The 20,857-nt window shown below is 60.4% G+C and carries 14 protein-coding genes and 1 pseudogene; 9 read left to right on the forward strand and 6 right to left on the reverse strand.

Translation table 11 applies throughout. The features are described from left to right. Positions 1-47: 47 nt before the first annotated feature. The 3 genes from AC0L8G_RS15665 to AC0L8G_RS15675 form a co-directional block, all read right to left on the reverse strand. Positions 48-1,394 carry an OmpP1/FadL family transporter gene (locus tag AC0L8G_RS15665; RefSeq protein WP_473385105.1) on the reverse strand — a complete coding sequence of 449 codons (1,347 nt, stop codon included), beginning with the start codon at positions 1,392-1,394 and terminating at the stop codon, positions 48-50. Positions 1,395-1,548: 154 nt separating this feature from the next. After that, positions 1,549-2,427, reverse strand: coding sequence for an NAD(P)-dependent oxidoreductase (locus AC0L8G_RS15670; protein ID WP_473385106.1), 879 nt, complete (start codon positions 2,425-2,427; stop codon positions 1,549-1,551). Next, a complete protein-coding gene (locus tag AC0L8G_RS15675; protein WP_473385107.1) occupies positions 2,424-2,906 on the reverse strand; it encodes a flavin reductase family protein in 483 nt (160 codons plus the stop codon). Before AC0L8G_RS15675 ends, AC0L8G_RS15670 begins: the two co-directional genes overlap by 4 nt. 177 nt (positions 2,907-3,083) lie before the next feature. Between AC0L8G_RS15675 and AC0L8G_RS15680 the strand changes: the two genes are divergently transcribed. From AC0L8G_RS15680 to AC0L8G_RS15705, 6 genes are all read left to right on the forward strand, one after another. Further along, a complete protein-coding gene (locus tag AC0L8G_RS15680) occupies positions 3,084-4,928 on the forward strand; it encodes an SLC13 family permease (RefSeq protein ID WP_473385108.1) in 1,845 nt (614 codons plus the stop codon). Positions 4,929-4,999: 71 nt separating this feature from the next. Further along, positions 5,000-5,770, forward strand: coding sequence for an arginyltransferase (locus tag AC0L8G_RS15685; RefSeq protein ID WP_473385109.1), 771 nt, complete (start codon positions 5,000-5,002; stop codon positions 5,768-5,770). A 141-nt stretch (positions 5,771-5,911) separates the two neighbouring features. Further along, complete coding sequence (locus tag AC0L8G_RS15690) at positions 5,912-6,292, forward strand: hypothetical protein (RefSeq protein WP_473385110.1); 381 nt, start codon at positions 5,912-5,914, stop codon at positions 6,290-6,292. Between the two features lie 123 nt (positions 6,293-6,415). Continuing rightward, the gene (locus AC0L8G_RS15695) at positions 6,416-7,531 is read left to right on the forward strand and encodes a TRAP transporter substrate-binding protein (RefSeq protein ID WP_473385111.1); all 1,116 of its coding nucleotides are present in this window, start codon (positions 6,416-6,418) and stop codon (positions 7,529-7,531) included. 3 nt (positions 7,532-7,534) lie between these two features. Continuing rightward, positions 7,535-8,305: a TRAP transporter small permease subunit gene (locus AC0L8G_RS15700; protein WP_473385112.1), complete on the forward strand. Its 771-nt coding sequence runs from the start codon at positions 7,535-7,537 to the stop codon at positions 8,303-8,305. After that, a complete protein-coding gene (locus tag AC0L8G_RS15705) occupies positions 8,305-9,927 on the forward strand; it encodes a TRAP transporter large permease (protein ID WP_473385113.1) in 1,623 nt (540 codons plus the stop codon). The genes AC0L8G_RS15700 and AC0L8G_RS15705 overlap by 1 nt, the downstream gene beginning before the upstream one ends. Positions 9,928-10,049: 122 nt before the next feature. On the opposite strand, the gene AC0L8G_RS15710 is transcribed toward AC0L8G_RS15705, so the two are convergent. Next, a complete protein-coding gene (locus AC0L8G_RS15710) occupies positions 10,050-11,267 on the reverse strand; it encodes an NAD(P)/FAD-dependent oxidoreductase (RefSeq protein WP_473385114.1) in 1,218 nt (405 codons plus the stop codon). A gap of 132 nt (positions 11,268-11,399) precedes the next feature. Here AC0L8G_RS15710 and AC0L8G_RS15715 point away from each other — a divergent pair, with 132 nt between their 5' ends. Continuing rightward, on the forward strand, positions 11,400-13,547 hold the full coding sequence (locus AC0L8G_RS15715; RefSeq protein ID WP_473385115.1) for a malate synthase G: 2,148 nt from the start codon (positions 11,400-11,402) through the stop codon (positions 13,545-13,547). 608 nt (positions 13,548-14,155) lie between these two features. Here AC0L8G_RS15715 and AC0L8G_RS15720 read toward each other — a convergent pair. Continuing rightward, positions 14,156-15,596: pseudogene (locus AC0L8G_RS15720) on the reverse strand (helix-turn-helix domain-containing protein). 188 nt (positions 15,597-15,784) lie between these two features. On the opposite strand from AC0L8G_RS15720, the gene AC0L8G_RS15725 reads away from it, so the two are divergent. Beyond that, positions 15,785-17,383, forward strand: a complete 1,599-nt coding sequence (locus AC0L8G_RS15725; protein WP_473385116.1) for an isocitrate lyase — start codon at positions 15,785-15,787, stop codon at positions 17,381-17,383. 308 nt (positions 17,384-17,691) lie between these two features. Continuing rightward, the gene (locus tag AC0L8G_RS15730) at positions 17,692-18,435 is read left to right on the forward strand and encodes a glutathione S-transferase family protein (RefSeq protein WP_473385117.1); all 744 of its coding nucleotides are present in this window, start codon (positions 17,692-17,694) and stop codon (positions 18,433-18,435) included. 136 nt (positions 18,436-18,571) lie between these two features. Here the strand turns inward: AC0L8G_RS15730 and AC0L8G_RS15735 are convergent, their stop codons facing one another. After that, positions 18,572-20,725: an anthranilate synthase component I gene (locus AC0L8G_RS15735; RefSeq protein WP_473385118.1), complete on the reverse strand. Its 2,154-nt coding sequence runs from the start codon at positions 20,723-20,725 to the stop codon at positions 18,572-18,574. Between the last annotated feature and the right edge of the window lie 132 nt (positions 20,726-20,857).

Consider the following 20,857-nt stretch of genomic DNA (forward strand, 5'->3'; position numbering starts at 1 on the left):
CGGTGCGGCTCTGGCGGCAATGATAAGTCGCAGCGACTTATAGGCGCTTAGAATTTCCAGTCAACGCCGATGGCCGCGACCACGGAGCCGATCTGCCAATCGCCCGTATAGGACCCGCGGAAAAGATTCTCCGGATAGGCCCCGGATTCATTTAGCGGCTGCGTATCGCTGATCACATAAGAGGCCGCTAGATGCAGCTCCGCATTGTCGGAAATCTTGCGCGAATACCCGCCGGCGAGCCAGACACGGCTCGCGCCAGGCAGGCGCGGCGATGCGAAATCGGCGTTCACCGGATCTTCTTCATACATCACCCCGAGACGCAGGGTCTGCGCCGGACCGAAGTCGCGTTCCACCCCGACGGCGCCCGCCCAGGTGTTTTGCCAGTCCTGCGTGATCACTTCGGTGACCTGCGCCGGATTTTCAAAGCTGGTCACCAGCTCCTGAAAATTGCTCCAGCGGGTTTGCACAGCAGACCCCAGAACGCGGGTCTTTGGGTTAACATCGACCTTGACGCCAAATTGCAAGGACCCCGGCGTCGACAGCGTGCCCGTCGTGTCAGTGGTCGCGAACAACCCGGCGAGCCCGGCCAGCGTCTGGCCCGAGGTGGAATCGGTGATGTCGAATTCCGCCGTCCCGTGGGTGACATGCTCAATCTTCGACGCAAAGCTGGCGCCGACAGTAATGTTGTCGCCAAGCGAACCGTGAACGCCGACGGTGTAGCCGACGCCCCAATCGGTGGCGTTGATTTCATAGAACACATCATCCGTACCCGGTACGGTTGCGTTCATCAGCAGCGCCGCTTCGATGCCGGCGGCGTCAATGGCGCCTCTGATCTCGTTGTCCACATACTGAAAACGCGGCCCCGCAGCGACCGACCAGCCATTGCCGAGATCTACGCCGACAATCGGTGAAATCGCAGCAGACACCACTTGCGAAAACGTGCCGTGATAGCGCGCGGCGGAAGTGTCGTCATAGGCGGAGTTGAAACCGAACGGCGCATAGGTCGCAACGCCCGCATAAAGATAATCGTTAAGCTTCACCGCGAAGGAAGCCGCCGGGAAAACCCCGTCGCCGATCACCGCTTCGCCGGAGACATCGCCCGCGACGGGAACCGTGCCGAACAATGCGGCGTTTGCGTTTGAATAATTGGTGTCATTCACGACGAGCACAGCGGAAAAGGATGTTTCAAATCCTTCCACGCCGACAATGGACGCCGGATTGAAATAGGCGTTGCCCGGCGCGCCAGGTGTCGCCTGCGCGCCCGCTGTCGCCGCCCCAAGCGTTTCCGCGCTTTGCGTGTTAAGTGAAAATCCCGATGCCGCCGCTGTCGTCGCTGATCCGAAGACCGCCAACACAGACAGCGGCGCCATGCTCAAGGTCAAGTTCGTCTTCATTCTTGAAGCGCTCTTTCCAGACACTGACACCATACCCCTACAATCGCTTGAATTCTTCTTGCACCGCAGCAATGACGCGGAAAATCGCCGCGCCTGCTTTCCATTTCATGAAATAAAATGGTTAACAGAAGGTCTAGTGATGTGGTTCGGCGCGTCAGTCTATCTTGTTGAGCCGCCGGAGCAGGCTGGATGTGTCCCAACGCCCGCCATTCATGGCTTGCACATCGGCGTAAAACTGGTCGACCAGCGCCGTTCCCGGCAAGCGAGCGCCATTTTCCCGGGCTTCCGTGAGGGCGATCCGCAGATCCTTGCGCATCCAATCGACGGCGAAGCCGAAATCGAACTCATCCGCCGCCATGGTCTTGGTCCGGTTCTCCATCTGCCAGCTTTGCGCCGCGCCGCCGGAAATCGCCTCCAGCACGCGGTCGATGTCGAGATTGGCGCGGGTCGCGAAATGCACGCCCTCGGACAATCCCTGCAACACGCCGGCGATGCAGATCTGGTTCACCGCCTTGCAGAGCTGGCCATGACCGGCCGGCCCGATATGAACGACGCGCGCCGAATAGGCGTCCATCGCTGCGCGGGCTTTTTCCACATGGGCGCTGTCGCCGCCGCACATCACTGACAGCTTGCCATTCTCCGCGCCCGCCTGACCGCCGGAAACCGGCGCATCGACAAAGCCGACGCCCTTTTCACCCAGCAACGCATGCAGCCTGCGCGCCAGCGCCGGCGACGCCGTCGTGTGATCCACAAACACCGCGCCCGGCTTCAGCCCGGGCATAGCGGCATTCACCACCGCTTCCACATCAGGATCATCGCCAAGGCAGGCGAATACGAGATCAGCGTCTTTCACCGCTTCCGCAGGCGTTTTTGCAGCGGCGCCCTTATGCTCTTTCGCCCATGCGTCGGACTTTGCGCCGGTGCGATTATACACCGCGACGTCATAGCCCTTCGCAGCCAAATGGCCGGCCATGGGATAGCCCATGACGCCGAGGCCGAGGAACGCGGTTTTCAGCTGCACAGCACTGGTCATGATTTCTCCGTACCCTGTATGTAGTTGCTCGCATAATAAATCAGCGGGGCGCCGTCGGCGCTGTCAAATTGCACCACTTCGCCAACCAGGATCACATGATCGCCGGCGGCGTGACGGGCGACGATTTTGCAATCGAAAGCGGCGAGACGCTCGCGCAATACCGGCGCGCCAGTAGTCAGGGTTTCGAATTCTTCCTTGCGCGGCCCATCGGGAAGGAAATGCGCAAAACGCTGCGACGCGGCCTGCTGACTGGACCGCAGGATCGACACCGCGTAACTCTCCGACGCCATAAAGGCGCTATAGGTTGAGGCGCGGTTTTCCAGACACCAGAGCACCAAAGGCGGCTCCAGCGACACCGATGTGAAAGAATTAACCGTAATCGCCGTGATCGCGTTTGCTTCGCCGCGACAGGCGGCGACGGCGATTCCGGTAGCGAAACGGCCAAAGGCGTTCTTCAAGGGGCGGTATTTATCGGTCATTCAGCAACCTAGCGTCATGGGCTTAATCCCACAACATATTGAAACATTTAGGACTTGTGGCGTTACCATCAAATCTGGAAAATACAAAGCGCCACGGGATGCGTCGCCAAAGCCGGCGTCGCAGGGATGGTTCACAACAAGGCCGGGTCACGACAATCTGACATGATGGAAGTATTTTTGGCAGCCCCCTGGCAGATGTGGGCCACGCTCGCGATCATTATGGTCACGATCGTGTTCTACACGCTCGACCGGTTCCCGCTGGAGCTTATCTCCGCGGGCGCGATCGTCGGCCTGCTCGCGCTGTTCATCATCGCCCCCCTTGAGGCGAATGGCGAAGACCTGTTGTCGACCGAAACCCTGCTTGCGGGGTTTGCGAGTCCCGCCCTGTTCGCCATTCTCGGATTGCTGATCATCGGTCAGGGCATGTTCCAGGCCGGCGCCCTTGAACATCCGACGGAATATCTCCTGCGCGCTTTCGACAAGCGCCCGCGACTCGTCACCGGCTCCGTCTTCGCCTTTATCATGATCATCAGCGCGTTTCTCAACAACACGCCGGTCGTGGTGATGTTCATTCCGATCATGGCGGCGATCGCGCAGCAAAGTAAAATCCGCGTGTCGCGGTTCATGATGCCGCTCTCTTATCTCTCTATTCTCGGCGGCATGACGACGCTGATCGGTTCGTCCACCAACCTGCTCGCGGCGCAATCCTATCGCGCGACGACTGGCGGCGAGATCGGATTTTTCGAACTGACCCCGATGGGGCTGATCCTCGCCAGCGCCGGCATTTTATATATGGCGACGGCGGGCCGCTGGCTGCTGCCCAAGCGCGACAACCCGAACCAGACCAACATCAATGAACGCGAGGGCAAGCATTTCATCGCCCAGATCGAAATCACCCGCGGCCACCCGCTAATCGGCAAAGGCCCGGTCGCAGGGCTGTTTGTGGACCTGCCGGACATTACCGTGCGCATGGTGCAGCGCCGGGAGCGGGCGATCCTGCCACCCTTTGAGGATTTCGGCTTCCGCACCGGGGATATGGTGATCGTCGCCGCCACGCGCTCGGCGCTGACCTCGCTCCTCAAGGCGAACCCGGCGATGCTGGAAGGCCTGATGGCCGAGACCACAATCGCCGACGAAGAGGACGGCTCGGTTCAGCGCTCGACCCAGCTCACCCTGGTTGAAGCCATTGTGGCGCCGGGCTCGCGCCTCATTGGGCGGTCGGTGGCGCAGATCAGCTTCCACGCCCAGACCAATTGCGTCATTCTCGGCATTGAGCGGCGCAGCCGGATGATCCGGACCCAGATGAATACGATCCGGCTTGAGGCCGGCGACGTGCTCCTCATTCTCGGCGATCTGAAAGATATCCGCGCGCTCAGATCCGATCGCGATGTCCTGCTGCTGGAATGGTCGATGCAGGGCCTGCCGGACCAGCGCAACGCCAATGTCGCGGCGCTAATCTTCGCGGGGGTGATCGCCGTTACGGCGACGGGCATTGCGCCGATCGCCGTCTCCGCGATCGCCGGCGCGACGGCGATGGTCGCCTTTGGCTGCCTCAATGTGCGTCAGGCGGCGCGCGCCATAGACCGGCGCATCTATCTCCTGATCGGCGCCTCGCTCGCCATGGGCGTCGCGCTGGAGCGAACCGGCGGCGCGGCGTTTCTCGGCGAGGCCATCGCCACCACGGCGGGCGGGTTTGGCCCGCTGGCGCTGATCTCTGCGTTTTTCATCATGTGCGCGGCGCTCACCAATGTGCTGTCGAACAATGCGACGGCCGTCCTGTTCACGCCTATCGCCGTCGCCGCCGCCCAGCAGGTCGGCATGGACGAACATATTCTGGTGCTGACGGTCATTTTCAGCGCCAATTGCTCCTTCGCGACCCCTATCGCCTATCAGACCAATTTGCTCGTGATGACGCCCGGTCATTACAAATTTAGGGACTATATGGTGGTGGGCGGCCCGCTGATTATTCTACTCTGGATTGTCTACACCGTCGCCGCCGGCATGTATTTCGACCTTAATTGACACGCCGGAAGAACGGATTCATTGCCGTTACGCTAATGGCCCGCTAAGGTTTATGCCTTACGTTGGAAATTATGAGTAACGAAGATTTCGCGCGACGGTTCGGCCTTGACGGGGGTGAGTTTTACATCACCGCGCCGGCCCCCTGCCCCTATCTGAAGGGCAAGCGCGAACGGAAAATCTTTTCCTACCTTTCCGGCGATGGCGCTTCTTCTACAAATGCGCTGCTGACGCGGCGTGGATTTCGCCGCTCGCAAAATCTGATCTATTTGCCGGCTTGTGAAAGCTGCAACGCCTGCGTGCCTGTTCGCGTCGTCGTCGATGATTTCGACCTGTCGCGTTCGCGCCGGCGCACCCTGTCGCGCAATGCCGACATCATCCGCCGCATCAGGGGCCCGCGCGCCACCGGCGAACAATTTTCCATGCTGCGCGCCTATCTGGACGCCCGCCACGGAGATGGCGGCATGGCGGACATGACCGTGCTCGACTACGCCTCCATGGTCGAAGAGACCGCCGTCGATACGATCATTATCGAATATCGCCTCAAGGACGAAGAAACCGGCGAGGAACGGCTGATCGGCGCCGCGCTGACGGACCGTCTCACCGACGGGCTGTCCATGGTCTACAGCTTTTTCGAGCCCGACGAACAAGCCCGCGGGCTTGGCCGCTTCATGATCCTTGATCACATCTCCTTCGCGCGCGAGCTGGACCTGCCCTATGTCTATCTCGGCTATTGGGTGAACGGCTCCGACAAGATGGACTACAAAAAGAGCTTCCAGCCACTGGAAAAGCTCGGTCCTGCGGGCTGGACCCGGATGGACCGCCAAAGCGTGGCGGCCGAATAAGCCGTTTCCGGCGAAATCTTAATTACGAAACCGACTTAAGCGGGAATTCGCGTCGCAGGACTTTGCGCGCGGCGGCGGGTCATTGTAGCGTTCTCGCTGCGAGCGGGCGGAATCTGCAATCAGCAACTGGGAGTTCATGCATTGAGTATCCGACTTATTGCCAGCACCGTCCTCGCCGCGGCCCTTGCCGCCGGCTGCTCGTCCACCTCTTTTGGCGGCTATGCGGAAAACCGCTGCACCGGGCAGCAAAACCAGTGTCAGCGCGACTGCCTCGGGCTTGGCGACGGCCCGGCGCGATCCGCCTGCATCCAGCGCTGCTACACCGTCGAAGATCGATGCACCGCTAGCGGCTATGACGGATCGGGATCATCCCTTTCCATCGATCAGGGCGTCGCCGCAGCGCGCAGTCAGCAGGAAAAAGAAGCTGACTTCGAAGCCTGGCGCGCACAGCAAAAACGCGAGAAAGCCGCGTCCGGCGAAAGCGATGTGGAAATCGAAATCGTCGAACCAAAAGAAAAATAACACCGAGGGAGGAAGCGTCAGCCACATGCTGAAGCGAAAACAAAAGCCGACAGGCGGCGCCCCGCGCGCGGCGGCGCGCAAACCAAAAACTCAATGCGCGCATGGCCGGGGGGCTTGCGAAGAATGATGAAGCGCAGACAACTGCTTACCGGCGGCGCTTTGGGCGCGGCCAGCCTTGCCGCCGGTTGCGAATGCGGCGTGCCCGCCGGCGGTGTCGCCTTGCCCGGCACGGTTCGCTCGCGCGAGCTGAAAATGGTGACCACCTGGCCAAAGGATTTCCCCGGCCTCGGCACCATGCCGGAACGCGTGGCGCAATTCATCGGCGAGATGTCCGGCGGCGCGATCACCGTCAAAGTGCTATCGGCGGGCGAACTGGTCAGCGCATTTGAAAGCTTCGACGCCGTCTCCAACGGCGCGGCCGACATGTATCACGGCGCGGATTATTACTGGGTCGGCAAATCGCCGGGCCTCGCCTTCTACACCGCTTTGCCCTTCGGCATGACCATCAGCGAGATCATGGCGTGGACCGAATTCGGCGGCGGCCAGCAGCTTTGGGACGAGTTGTCCGGCCGTTTCAACATCAAGCCTTTCGCCGCCGGCAATTCCGGGCACCAGATGGCCGGATGGTTCAAGAAGGAAATCAATTCGCTTGAAGATATGCGCGGCCTTAAAATGCGCATGCCGGGCCTTGGCGGCGAAGTGTTGCGCCGCATCGGCGCATCGGCGGTGGCGATTTCCGGCGGCGAGATTTATCCGGCCCTGCAATCGGGCGCCATCGACGCAACAGAATGGGTCGGCCCGTGGAACGATCTCGCTTTCGGCCTCTACCAGGAAGCGAAATATTATTACTGGCCGGGCTTTCACGAACCGGGATCGCAGCTCACCTGCGGCATCAATCTCGATCTCTGGAATTCCCTGACGCTGCAGGAGAAATCAATTTTCCAGGGCGCCTGTCAGCGCGCCAACAATATTTCCATCGCCGAATTCACCCATCATAACGCCATTGCACTGGAGCAACTCGTCAAGGAACATGGCGTGCAATTGCGCCAGATGCCGGACGATGTGATGGCGGCGCTTGCGAGAGAAAGCCGCACCGTGCTCGAAGAAGCCGCCGCGACCGACGACATCACCAGCCGCATCTTCAACAGCTATCGCGACTCGCTCACCCGCTCCATGCAATGGGGCCGCATCGCCGACGAGGCGTATATGGCCAAGCGTCGCGAAGTCTTTACGCTGTGACCCATGCTTGAAATCACCGGCGATATTCTCAACTGGGCGGCGGCGGGCGTGTTTTTTCCGCTGCTCTTCCTGCCGCTTGGCTTTCTGATGTCCGCAAAGCGCCCGCTTGTTTCATGGGTGCTGGTTGTCATTGTTATCGCCGCTGCGGGCCTTGCCTTCGCGCGGCTGGCGCCGATCCTTTCGATCACGCCTTCCTGGACAAAACTCCTGGTGTTTTTCGGTCTGTTCGCCGCCACCGCAGCCATCGTCGCCTATGCCAGCATCGCGAAAGCAACCCTCGCTTTGTCGAGCCTGTTCGACAAAATCACACGCAAAACCGGCCGCTCCGTAATGTGGCTGCTGCTCGCCATGGCGCTGATCCAGTTCGGCGTCGTCGTGTTGCGCTATGTGTTCGGCCTCAACTACATCTTCATGCAGGAATCGATCACTTACATGCATGGCGCGGTGTTCCTGCTCGCCGGCGGCTATGCGTTGCTCACCGACGATCATGTGCGCGTCGATATTTTCTATGGCAGCGCCTCGCCGAGGCGAAAGGCCATGATCGATCTCGCCGGGACCTATCTTTTTCTCATCCCGGTTTGCCTGCTGCTGCTATGGACCGCATCGCCCTATGTGGCGCGCTCATGGGCTGTCGGCGAAGGCTCAAATGAATCGTCAGGCATTCCCGCCCTGTTCATTTTGAAATCCTTCATCCCGGCCTTCGCCGCCCTGATGATGATGGCCGGCTTCGTGATCGCTGCGCGCGCCAGCGCCTTATTGCGGGAGCGCGGCTGATGGATTTCGCAATTGGCGATCTGCATTTTTGCGCCTGCGCCTTCGCCGGATGGCTCGATATCGCCATGGTGTTCGTGCTCTGCGCATTACTGGTGGCGGGCTATCCGGTAGCCTTCAGCCTCGCCGGAACGGCGCTGCTCTTCGCCGTGCTCGGCCTGATGTTCGGCGTGTTCGACATCAGCTACCTCATCCCCTTCCCGCTGCGGGTCTTCGGCGCCGTCACCAACACCACGCTAATCGCCGTGCCGATGTTCATTCTCATGGGCGTGATCTTGGAGAAATCAAAGATCGCCGAAGAACTGCTCGATGAAATGGCGAAGCTGTTCGGCTCGCTCCCTGGCGGGCTTGGGCTGTCCGTCACCATTGTCGGCGCCTTGCTCGCCGCCTCCACCGGCATTGTCGGCGCCACTGTCGTCACCATGGGATTGCTCAGCCTGCCGACCATGTTGCGGCGCGGCTATGATCCGGCATTTGCATCCGGTTCTATCGCCGCCGCCGGCACGCTCGGCCAGATCATCCCGCCATCAATCGTGTTGATCCTTTTGGGCGACGTGATCTCCAACGCCTATCAGCGCGCGCAGCTCCAGCAGGGCATCACGTCGCCAGACACGGTTTCCGTGGGACATCTTTTCGCCGGCGCGCTGCTGCCCGGCCTGATGCTGGTCGGCATGTATCTGCTCTGGCAGGTCTTCGTGGCGGTGACGCAGCCGAAAAAGGCGCCTGCCATTCCGGCTGCCGAACTTGGCTCCCGTTCGGAAGTCTGGCGCGCCGCGATGAAAACCCTGCCGCCGCCGCTCATTCTCATTGTCGCGGTGCTAGGCTCGATCCTTGCCGGCGTTGCAACCCCGACCGAAGCGGCCAGCGTCGGCGCCATTGGCGCGCTGCTGATTGCGGGCATGCGCCTTGCGCCGAAAGGCTCGCTGCTGGCGGGACGGACGGCGGTGCTGGTTTCGACGGGCGCCATTGTCGGCCTGCTCGCCCTCACGGCGACACTTGATCTCCGTCTTGGCCGCGATCACATCACCGCGCTTGAGACCGCCGGGATTGCGATCGCGCTGCTGCTCTTTGCGCTGACCCCATGGGGAATGGTCGCAAGCCTTCTCCAATTGCGGCGGGAAAAAGCATTATCGCCAATCGTCGATCAGACGGCGCGCGTCACCACCATGGTGTTCACCATCCTGATCGGCGCCGCGCTGTTCTCCCTCGTCTTCCGCGGGCTCGGCGGCGACGACACGGTGCATCGCGCGCTCGCCGCAACGCCGGGCGGCGTCATCGGCGCCGTCTTGATGGTGATGTTCGTGATGTTCATCCTCGGCTTCTTCCTGGACTTCATCGAGATCACGCTGGTCGTCGTGCCGCTGGTCGGTCCGCCGCTGCTCGCCATGGGACTTGATCCGGTCTGGCTCGGCGTGATGATGGCGATCAATCTGCAGACATCATTCCTGACGCCGCCTTTTGGCTTCGCGCTGTTCTATTTGCGCGGCGTCGCCCCGCCGGAAGTGCGCACCATGCATATTTATCGAGGGGCCATTCCCTATATCGCGATCCAGGTCATCGCGCTTGGCGTGCTGGCGCTCTATCCGCAGATCGCAACCTGGCTGCCGAAGGCGCTATACGGATAACCGCATCCATCCCTTCTGCGCTTCGTCCTTCGAGACGCAAAAATCCTTCATCCTGAGGAGGCGCGAAGCGCCGTCTCGAAGGACAGAAAGGATTTTTGCTCCTCACGATGAAGCGGGAACGATCAGGCCAGCGTTTTAAGGTCGACGCTTGTATCCGCGAGTTTTTTCGGATCAAGCGTCGCGCCGGCGATGATCAGCCGCTTGCCCATGGCGAGCGACGCCGGATCATTGATTGCATCGACCGCGAGCGCTTTGCCGTCTTTGAGATACCAGACCGCGAATTTCTTTTCCGCCGGATCGCCGCGCACAACCAGTTCATCATGCCCTTCGTTCAATCCCGCCGTCTGCAGTTTCACGTCATACTGGTCAGACCAGAACCATGGCAGCGCATCGTAAACCGTCTCGCCGCCTAGCATGTTCATCGCCGCGACTTTGGCTTGCTCAATGGCGTTGGGAACGGACTCAAGACGAACGCGCCGCCCGTAACGCAGCGACGGAAAGTTTGAACAATCGCCGGCGGCGAAAATCGCCGGATCTGACGTGCGCGTATATTCATCAACGACAACGCCATTGGCGACGTCAAGACCCGCCTCTTGCGCCAGCGCTGCTTCCGGCACGGCGCCAATGCCCACCAGCGCGGCGATGCATTCAATTGATTCTCCGCCGGAGATTTGCGCCGCATGCAGACGATTTTCGCCTTCAAAGCGCTCAAACCCGGTTCCAATGCGCAGATCAACCCCGGCGTCGCGGTGCAGGCGCTGAAAGAAATTCGAGACCGGTTCTGCGGCGACCCGCGCCAGCACGCGCGGCGCCATTTCAAGAACCGTCACCTCGCGCCCATGCTGGCGCGCAACCGCTGCAACCTCGAGGCCGATAAATCCGGCGCCGACAATGACGATGCGCCCCGGCGCCGACAGCATCGGGCGCAATCGCTCAGAATCGGCGAGCGTGCGCAAATAGTGAACGCCCTCAAGATCCGCGCCGGGCGCATCAAGCCGCCGCGGCGGCGCGCCGGTTGCGATCAGCAATGCATCATAGCCATGCGTCTCGCCATCATCGCTGGTGACGCGCTTCGCCTTGCGATCAATGCCGGTCGCGCGCACGCCAAGATGCAAGTCAATCTTTTGCGCTTCGTAAAATTCCGCCGGGCGCAGATAAAGCCGCGGCTCTTCCATTTCGCCCTTTAAATAGGCCTTCGACAAGGGCGGGCGCTGATATGGCGGCGCGGCTTCGGCGCCCAGCATTGTGATCGCGCCTGCATAGCCGCGCTGGCGCAAAGTGACGGCGGCCTGTGCTGCCGCCTGTCCCGCTCCGATGATGACAATGCGATTAACCGTCATGTATTTTTGTCCGTGTCCGCTGTTGTATCCGCCCTGACGCGGCCACGAAATAACATTAGAATTTCGCTTTGCCTATTCCATTTTGCGAATGAAGCCTTAAGGGATAGGCGCGAAGCCTACAGGTGTATTGATATGACAACACGCGCACAACTAGCCATTGATCCGCAATTTGCAGCCTTTATCGAGACCGAAGCGCTGCCCGGAACGGGCGTGATCGCTGATGATTTCTGGAATGGATTCGCCAAAATCATCGCCGACCTTGCTCCGCGCAATCGCGAATTGCTGGCGAAACGTGATGTGTTGCAAACAAAACTTGATGACTGGCATCGCGCCCATAAGGGTGATTTCGACCTGGAAGCCTATACCGCGTTTCTAAAGGAGATCGGTTATCTCGTCCCGGAACCGGCGCCATTTGAAATCTCCACCGCCAATGTCGACGAGGAATTGCGCGCCATCGCCGGGCCGCAACTGGTGGTGCCCGCCAGCAACGCCCGCTATGCGCTGAACGCCGCGAATGCGCGCTGGGGCTCGCTTTATGACGCGCTTTACGGCACGGACGCGATCTCAGAAGAGGGCGGCGCAACACGCGGCGGCGGGTATAATCCCGCGCGCGGCGCAAAAGTCATCGCCCGGGCGCGCGCCCTGCTTGATCTGGCCGCGCCGCTCGCCAAAGGCTCCCATGCCGATGCAACCGGCTATGCCATCGCAAACGGCGAATTGGCCATTGATACCGCTAACGGCGCGACAACACTCGCGCAGCCGGAAAAATTCGCCGGCTATCGCGGCGACGCCGCCTCGCCGACCGCCATTCTGCTCAAAAACAACGGCCTGCATCTGGAGATCGTCATCGATCCGGCGAGCCCGATCGGCAAGACGGACAAGGCCGGCGTCGCCGATCTGATCATCGAAGCGGCGGTGAGCACGATCATTGATTGCGAAGACTCCGTCGCGGCGGTCGATGCGGAAGACAAGGTCAATGTCTATCGCAACTGGCTCGGCCTGATGAAAGGCGATCTTGAAGATACGTTCGACAAGGGCGGCAAGAAAGTGACGCGCAAGCTGCATGCTGACCGCGACTATCTCTCTCCGGCGGGAAAACCATTCGCGCTGCATGGCCGCTCGATGATGCTGGTGCGTAATGTCGGCCATCATATGGTGACAGAGATTATCCGCGATCAAAATGGCGACGGCATTCCCGAAACCATCATGGATGCCGCGGTGACCTCGCTGATCGCGCTGCATGACCTTAAAGGCAAGCGCATGAATTCGCGCGCCGGTTCGGTTTACACCGTCAAACCGAAACTGCACGGGCCTGAAGAAGTCGCCTTCGCTGCAGAATTGTTTGGGCGTGTCGAGGAAATCCTCGGCCTTGAGAAGAACACGCTGAAAATCGGCGTGATGGACGAGGAAAAGCGCACCTCCACCAATCTTGCCGCCTGCATTCATGCCGCGCGCGAGCGGCTGGTGTTTATCAATACAGGCTTTCTCGACCGCACCGGTGATGAAATCCACACGATCATTCAGGGCGGGCCAATTGTCCGCAAGAACGCGGTCAAGGACTCGGTCTGGATCAAGGCCTATGAGGCGCGCAATGTGGGCATCGGCCTTGCTTGCGGCCTTTCCGGCAAAGCGCAGATCGGCAAGGGCATGTGGGCCGCGCCCGACATGATGGCGGCGATGATCGAACAGAAGATCGGCCACCCGAAAGCCGGCGCCACCACCGCCTGGACGCCCTCGCCCACCGCCGCAGCCTTGCATGCGATGCATTATCACGAGGTGGATGTGTTCGCGGTGCAGAAAGCACTGAAAGGAAAAGCGACCGGCGACCTCGACAAGCTGTTGACGCCGCCATTCGCCGCCGGCGCGAATTTTTCCGAAGAGGAAATCCGCGAAGAGATCGACAATAACGCGCAAGGGATTCTTGGTTACGTCGTGCGCTGGGTCGATCATGGCGTCGGCTGTTCAAAAGTGCCGGACATTCACAATGTGGGCCTGATGGAAGACCGCGCCACCTTGCGCATCTCTTCCCAGCATCTCGCCAACTGGCTGATGCATGGCGTCGTCACCGAGGCCCAGGTGATGGAAGCCATGAAGCGCATGGCCGCCGTGGTTGACAAACAGAACGAAGCCGACCCGGCTTATACGCCGATGGCGCCGGGCTTTGACGGCCCCGCCTTCAAGGCCGCCTGCGAGCTTGTGTTCAAAGGCGCGGAACAGGCGAATGGCTATACGGAGTTTCTGCTCACAAGCTGGCGCCAGAAAGCCAAAGCGGCAAAGTAAGCGGCGTTTTGGCGCGGATTTCCTCACCCGAAATCGCATGCGCGATTTCGACCTCTCCCGAGGGAGAGGTAGGGCGTGAGCACCCGACGCAAATCTACCTCTCCCTGGGGAGAGGTCGGATTTTCACAGAAAATCCGGGTGAGGGGCGGATCCATCGCCGCATATACCGCGCATCACCAGCATCGAACCGGCAACGCGCAAAAACCAAAATGTCAAAGAGCCTGACCCGGCGAGCGGACTCCCGGATCATGGCCGCCGTCAGAACCTGGTTGCTGATGATTGCGGGCGCGCCTTTGCGGCTCCCGCCTTTTGCATAGGGTTACAGTCCGGCGACGGATGAATAATAAGGCAGCTTTGAAAGATGAGGATAACTACGCACCAAATGCGGGATTCCTGAAAGAATTCATCACATAGGATGTATTTTGAGAAACCCGTTTCGCGTTATTGGGGTGTTGCTTTTCGCACTCTCTGCGTTGTCATCCCGGGGCGATCCGGCGGATCGAACCCGGGACCCACTCACAGAATTCAGCTTCGCAAATGGGTCCCGCATCTGCACAGCAACACTAGCGTGTTGCAGCGCGTGCGGGATGACAGTTCAGAGGTTCTCGCTATCGATCCGAAAACCCGAACGGCGCAATGGTGCGGCGGTAATCGTCCGGCAGAACCTGCCTTCCAATTGGCGGCTCGGCGCGGGCAGCGCATTCGATGCGGTGACACAGGCGGCAGGTGACGCCAATCGGCGTCGCCGGTTCTGTCTTCGCATCGCGCCCCTGCGTGTAGATCAAGCGATGCGCATGTTTCGCGGCGCAGCCAAGTGCAATCGCCCGCTCGATGCGCGGCGCGCCATAGGCGCCGCCGCCTGCCGTCACTGTCCGGGCGATAGAGAAAAACTTTTCGCCTTCGGGCAATTCAACCCATTCGGTGATGATCTCGCGCGGCGCGCGGAAGGTCTGGTGTAGCGACCATAGCGGGCACGAACCGCCATGGCGGGCGAAAGGAAAGCCCGCCCCGTCGAGGCGTTTGGAAACATTGCCCGCCGCATCGACGCGAATGAAGAAAAACGGCACGCCCTCCTGCCCCGGCTTTTGCAAGGTCGTCAGGCGATGGGCGACTTGCTCAAAGCTGGCGCCGAACTGCCGCGACAGGGCTTCGAGATCATATTTGCGCGCCTCGGCGGCTTTGACGAATCCGCGATAAGGCATCATCAGCGCCCCGGCGGCGTAATTGGCGAGCGCGCGCCGGGTCAGGCGTTCGCTGTTCTCAGACGTGAAGCCGCCATCAGCGATGCATGCATCAATCGACTCGCGCATATCGAGATAGGCGATTTGCAAGGCGAGCTGAAAATTCCGGCTAGCCTTGTCCAGCGTTTCATCAAGCACCACCTCGCCGCGATGACGGTCCAGACGGCGAACCGCGCCCATCATCACATCCGGCGGCAGGCGGCGAACGCCCAGCTTGTGCTTGTCCTTGAAATAGGTTTCGAAATTATCCGCGCCGCCAATCTCTGCGGCGATACGCTCCGCATGATCGTCAATCGCCGGAAAGGAGTTGCGCCGCGCCGACAAAAACCGCCGCGCTTCGGCCACCGGGTCCGGCGCGTCCGCGCCGTCGCCCCCCCGGACTTGCGCGATCAGCAAGCGCCAATTGTCCGTCGCGATAGGCCGTATACAGACGTATCACCGCCTCCGCCACCGCCGGATAGCTGCGCGAAACATCCTCCACATCCAGCGAAGACATTTCGAGATCGGCGAAAAGCGGATCGCGCATCACCCCATCGAGACGTGCGGTGAATTCCTCGCCGCGATCACCGGCAAGGGACGCCACATCGAGCTGATAGGTCTGGGCGAGTTTCAGGAGCATCTCAGCGGTCATCGGCCGCTGGTTGCGCTCCATCAATGCGATGTAGGATGGCGAAACGCCAAGATCTTCGGCCATCACCGCCTGGGTCAGCCCCATCTCCCGGCGCAAGCGGCGCAGGCGGGGGCCCATAAAAGCGGCCCGGTCTTTTGCCCTGTCTTTGGGAAAGTCTTTGGCCCGGTCCTTAGGCATTGCGATTCCTCACAAAGTTCAGTCTTTACAACTTTACAGGCAAAATCTGTAAAGTTTGACAATAAGACTTTTTCGCGCCTGCACAAAGCCCTTTTCGCCCGCTATTTCTGACGCCAATGGCGCAAACGGCCTGTCTCGGGTCCGCCGCCACAGTGAAATTAGCCAAACAGAATCAAAGGGGAAGCCCAATGACCTATCTCGAAAACCTGAACGCGGCGAGCCGCATCATCACTGCCGAAAAAGGCTGGAATGGCATCGACGCCGAGTCGGTCGCCCGGATGCAGCTCCAGAATCGCTTCCACACCGGCCTCGATATCGCGAAATACACCGCGAAGATCATGCGCGCCGACATGGAGGCCTATGATGCGGACCCGGCGAACTACACCCAGTCGCTTGGCTGCTGGCATGGCTTTATCGGCCAGCAAAAGATGATCGCCATCAAGAAACATTTCGGCGAAACCAAGGGCCGCTATCTCTACCTCTCCGGCTGGATGGTCGCCGCGCTGCGGTCGGAATTCGGCCCACTGCCCGACCAGTCCATGCACGAAAAAACTTCCGTCCCGGCGCTGATCGAAGAGCTTTACACGTTCCTGCGTCAGGCCGATGCACGCGAACTGGGCGGCCTGTTCCGCGATCTCGATGCGGCGCGCGAAAGCGGCGATCAGGTCAAGGAAAAGCAGCTCGTCAGCCAGATCGACAATTTCCAGACCCATGTCGTGCCAATCATCGCCGACATCGATGCGGGCTTCGGCAATGCAGAAGCCACCTATCTGCTGGCGAAGAAAATGATCGAGGCCGGCGCTTGCGCGCTGCAAATCGAAAACCAGGTTTCCGACGAAAAACAATGCGGCCACCAGGACGGCAAGGTTACTGTTCCGCATGAAGACTTTATCGCGAAAATCCGCGCCTGCCGTTACGCCTTCCTTGAGCTCGGCGTCAATGACGGCATCATCGTCGCGCGCACCGATAGCCTCGGCGCCGGCCTGACGAAGCAGATCGCCTTCAGCGAAAAGCCGGGCGATCTTGGCGACCAGTACAACTCCTTCCTCGATTGCGAAGAAGTTGCGACAGGCGACATCAACAATGGCGACGTCGTCATCACCCGTGACGGCAAGCTGATGCGCCCGAAACGCCTGCGCTCCAACCTCTTCCAGTTCCGCAAGGGCACCGGCGAAGATCGCTGCGTTCTCGACGGCATCACCTCGCTGCAACACGGCGCCGACCTGCTCTGGATCGAAACCGAAAAGCCGCATGTTGAACAGATCGCAGGCATGGTCGACCGCATTCGCGAGGTCATTCCGAACGCCAAGCTGGTCTACAACAACTCGCCGAGCTTCAACTGGACGCTGAACTTCCGCCAGCAGGTGTTCGATGCGTGGTCGAACGAAGGCAAGGATGTTTCGGCCTATAATCGCGACAAGCTGATGAGCGTCGATTATGACGACACCGAACTGGCGCTGGAAGCAGACAAGCGCATCCAGACATTCCAGCGCGACGGCTCAAAGCGCGCGGGCATCTTCCACCATTTGATCACGCTGCCGACCTATCACACGGCGGCGCTCTCAACCGACAATCTCGCCAAGCGTTACTTCGGCGAGGAAGCAATGCTGGGCTACGTCAAGAACGTCCAGCGCGAAGAAATCCGCCAGGGCATCGCCTGCGTCAAACACCAGAACATGGCGGGCTCCGACATTGGCGATGATCACAAGGAATATTTCGCGGGCGAAGCTGCGCTGAAAGCGGGCGGAAAAGACAACACAATGAACCAGTTCGCTGCAGCCAGCTAAACCTAACAGGGAGGGAACGCCCTGCGAAGGACGCCGCCGGAGCTCACCCGCTCCGGCGGCGTTTCCTTGTCCCGCTCCCGCCTGGCCTTCATTCTTAGGAGCAAGAATTCCTTCGCCCTTCGAGACGTCTCCGCTTCGCGGAGCCCCTCAGGGTGAAGGAATTTTGCATCTCGAAGGATCGAAGGCGGCGCTGGCGCGCGCAATTCATAAATTCCGGGCAAGTCACTTCCTAGAGCGGCAGCTTCGGCTCCGCTCATTCGGATAAATGATATCCTAATGACAAAAGCACCTGCCCAGGAGGAACTCCCTTGAAACTCTATAGCTTTGGCCCCGGCGCCAACTCCCTGAAGCCCTTGCTTGCGCTATATGAAAAGGGCCTCGCCTTTGAAAGCGTGTTCCTCAATCCGGCGAAATTCGAGCATCACGCCGACTGGTACAAAAAGCTCAACCCGAACGGCCAGGTGCCGGCGCTTGAGCACAATGGCAAGATCATCACCGAATCGACGGTGATTTGTGAATATCTTGAGGACGAGTTTCCCGATGCGCCGCCGCTGCGTCCCGCCGATAGTTTCGGCCGCGCGCAAATGCGCATCTGGACCAAATGGGTCGACGAATATTTCTGCTGGTGCGTGTCTACAATCGGCTGGCACCGCATGGTCGGCAATATGGTGAAGCCGCTTTCCGACGAAGAATTCGAGGCGATGGTCGACAAGGTGCCGATCCACGAACAGAAAGTGAAATGGCGCCGCGCCCGCGAAGGCTTTCCGCAAGATCTTCTTGATGAAGAAATGCGCAAGATCGGCCATTCAGTGAAAAAACTCGAAGCGCGCCTGAAAGAAAGCAAATGGCTCGCTGGCGACATGTATACGCTGGCCGACATCTGCAATTTCGCCATCGCCAACGGCATGCAGCATGGCTTTGCCGAATTCGTGAACGAAAAGGACACGCCGGCGATTCTCGACTGGCTGGCGCGCATCAATGACCGCCCGGCGGCGAAGGAAATGTTCTCCAAGCAGCCGAATGAATTCAAGCGCGGCCCGGCGAAGGACTAGGCTTACCGGTTCGTTTCAATCACGGATTGCCCTCTCCGCTCTCCCCGGCGAAAGCCGGGGCCCAGAAGCGGCGAGCGCCGCCATTGATGACTCTGGATCCCCGCTTGCGCGGGGAAGAGCGGGTCGTGTTTGAACGCTACTCCGAATTCTTCGGGCACAAAGCTTCCAGCGCATTGCGCAGCAACGGCAGGCCGGTCGCCTGCGGCGAGGTCAGAATCGATTCCGGATGGAACTGCACCGCGGCCCAAGGCAAAGTTTTGTGCTCAACCGCCATGATCACGTCGTCATCGGTTTGCGCCGTCGCCTCGAGACTGTCCGGAAAGACGCCGCGATTGGCGTAGAGCGAGTGATAGCGTCCGACCTCAAACCTTTCGGGCAGGCCCTTGAACAAGCGCCCGCCGCCGCTGACCGCGTGGCTCATTTTGCCGTGCATCGGATATGCAAGCACGTCGAGCGAACCGCCGAGATATTCCACCATCGCCTGCAAGCCGAGGCACACGCCGAACACCGGCAGGTCTTTCTGCTCGATCAGCGCGAGAGTTTCTGCAGTCTGAAAATCAGACGGCCGTCCCGGCCCCGGCGACAGGACCACAAGATCGATGTCATCGCGCGCCTTGATCGCTTCGCGCGCCGCATCGGGACGCAAGGTCGTCACCTCGCCGCCGAGTTGGCGGAAATAACTGCCCAGCGTGTGGACGAAAGAATCCTGATGATCGACCACCAGAATGCGCCGCAGCGGCGGCTTGGCTGGTTTTGACGGCGCCGCCGCACCCTTGCCTGCGCCGCGGATCGCCGCGAATAATGCAGACGCCTTAAGACGGCATTCCGCATCTTCCGCTTCCGGGTCGCTATCATAAAGCAGCGTCGCCCCGGCGCGCACTTCCGCCACGCCGTCTTTCAGGCGCGTCGTGCGGATGGTCAGCCCGGTATTCATATCGCCATCAAAGGTCAGCCGCCCGATGGCGCCGCCATACCAGCGGCGCGGGGTTTTCTCATTGTCCTCGATGAATTGCATCGCCCAGACTTTCGGCGCGCCGGTGACCGTCACCGCCCACATATGGGTGAGAAACGCATCAAGGCTGTCATAGCCCGGCGCCAGATAGCCCTCCACATGATCGACCGTGTGGATGAGCTTTGAATAGAACTCCACCTGACGGCGGCCGAGCACTTTTACCGAGCCCGGCGTGCAGATGCGCGATTTATCATTGCGATCCACATCGGTGCACATGGTGAGTTCGGCGGCGTCTTTTTCCGAATTGAGCAGTATGCGGACATTCTCCGCATCCTCCAGCGCGTCGCGCCCGCGCGGCGCCGTGCCGGAGATCGGGCACGTCTCGACCCGGTCGCCCTCGACCCGCACATACATTTCCGGCGAGGCGGCGACCAGCGCTTCGCCCGCGCCAAGATTCATGAAGGCGCCATAAGGCGACGGGTTTTCAGTGCACAGCCGTTCAAAAATCGCGCTGGGCCGTGAATCAAGCGGCTCCCGGAAAGTCTGGCCGGGCACGGTTTCAAACAGATCGCCGCGATAAAACGCCTCGCGCGCCTTTTCCACCAGGGCCGGATATTCTCCCGGCGCATGATCGGACGTCGCTTCGAAATCATGCCCGCCGACCTTGATCGGATCGTCCTGGGTCAGCCGCGCCATGCCGGCGGTCGAGCGCTCGCCCACCGCGAAATCATAGCGATAGATCAGCGCTTCCTTGCGCACATGATCGACAATGGTGATTTCATCGGGAAGGAACAGCGACAGATCGCGCTGATCCTCCGGCCGTTCAAGACGAAGGTTGATCGGCTCGAACTGGAAACAAAGGTCATAGGCGAAGGCGCCATAGAGCCCGAGATGACGGTCATCGGAGGCGGCGAACGCATCGCGGCAGGCGCGCAACATGGAAAAAATCGAGGGCTGGCGACTCCGCTCTTCTTCGGGAACCGATTGCGTCGCCTGCTTGACCGAGCCGGTGATGCAATCGGCCGCAACCCGTTCGACCACAACATGGTCATTCGCCTCAAGCGCGGGAACGAAGGCGGGCAGCAACACTTCGCCGCGTTCGTTCAGGGCGCGGATGGTGAAATCCTGACCGCGGCTGACGATATGCACCGGCGGATCGACAAACCCCATATCGAGACGACTGTAACGTCCGGGAAACTCAAACCCCGACGCCAGCACCACGCCGCAGCGTGTATCCATGTCACGGCACAGCGCGCCGATCCCCGCCTCATAGGACGTGGGAACGATCTCGCGCGTCACGCGGACGCCGCCTGCGGTTGTATAGTCTTTTTGAGTCATCTCCGCCTCTGTTCGGGCGCCGGCTGCCGGCGAGGCGTATATCCGGGAATGCACACCACCTCGCTAGCGAGACGGCGTCAAAGTCTGAGCCGTCCCTATTGAGACAGCCGCCACCAGTTTGAGAATGTTTGC

It is taken from the genome of Hyphococcus sp. D3-15 (assembly GCF_055809375.1).

Excerpts from the sequence above, each read along its gene's own strand:
- AC0L8G_RS15725 (WP_473385116.1), top strand. The coding sequence starts at position 15,785 with ATGACCTATCTCGAAAACCTGAACGCGGCGAGCCGCATCATCACTGCC.
- AC0L8G_RS15675 (WP_473385107.1), bottom strand. The coding sequence starts at position 2,906 with ATGACCGATAAATACCGCCCCTTGAAGAACGCCTTTGGCCGTTTCGCT.
- AC0L8G_RS15715 (WP_473385115.1), top strand. The coding sequence starts at position 11,400 with ATGACAACACGCGCACAACTAGCCATTGATCCGCAATTTGCAGCCTTT.
- AC0L8G_RS15695 (WP_473385111.1), top strand. The coding sequence starts at position 6,416 with ATGATGAAGCGCAGACAACTGCTTACCGGCGGCGCTTTGGGCGCGGCC.
- AC0L8G_RS15670 (WP_473385106.1), bottom strand. The coding sequence starts at position 2,427 with ATGACCAGTGCTGTGCAGCTGAAAACCGCGTTCCTCGGCCTCGGCGTC.
- AC0L8G_RS15735 (WP_473385118.1), bottom strand. The coding sequence starts at position 20,725 with ATGACTCAAAAAGACTATACAACCGCAGGCGGCGTCCGCGTGACGCGC.
- AC0L8G_RS15710 (WP_473385114.1), bottom strand. The coding sequence starts at position 11,267 with ATGACGGTTAATCGCATTGTCATCATCGGAGCGGGACAGGCGGCAGCA.
- AC0L8G_RS15685 (WP_473385109.1), top strand. The coding sequence starts at position 5,000 with ATGAGTAACGAAGATTTCGCGCGACGGTTCGGCCTTGACGGGGGTGAG.
- AC0L8G_RS15665 (WP_473385105.1), bottom strand. The coding sequence starts at position 1,394 with ATGAAGACGAACTTGACCTTGAGCATGGCGCCGCTGTCTGTGTTGGCG.
- AC0L8G_RS15705 (WP_473385113.1), top strand. The coding sequence starts at position 8,305 with ATGGATTTCGCAATTGGCGATCTGCATTTTTGCGCCTGCGCCTTCGCC.
- AC0L8G_RS15700 (WP_473385112.1), top strand. The coding sequence starts at position 7,535 with ATGCTTGAAATCACCGGCGATATTCTCAACTGGGCGGCGGCGGGCGTG.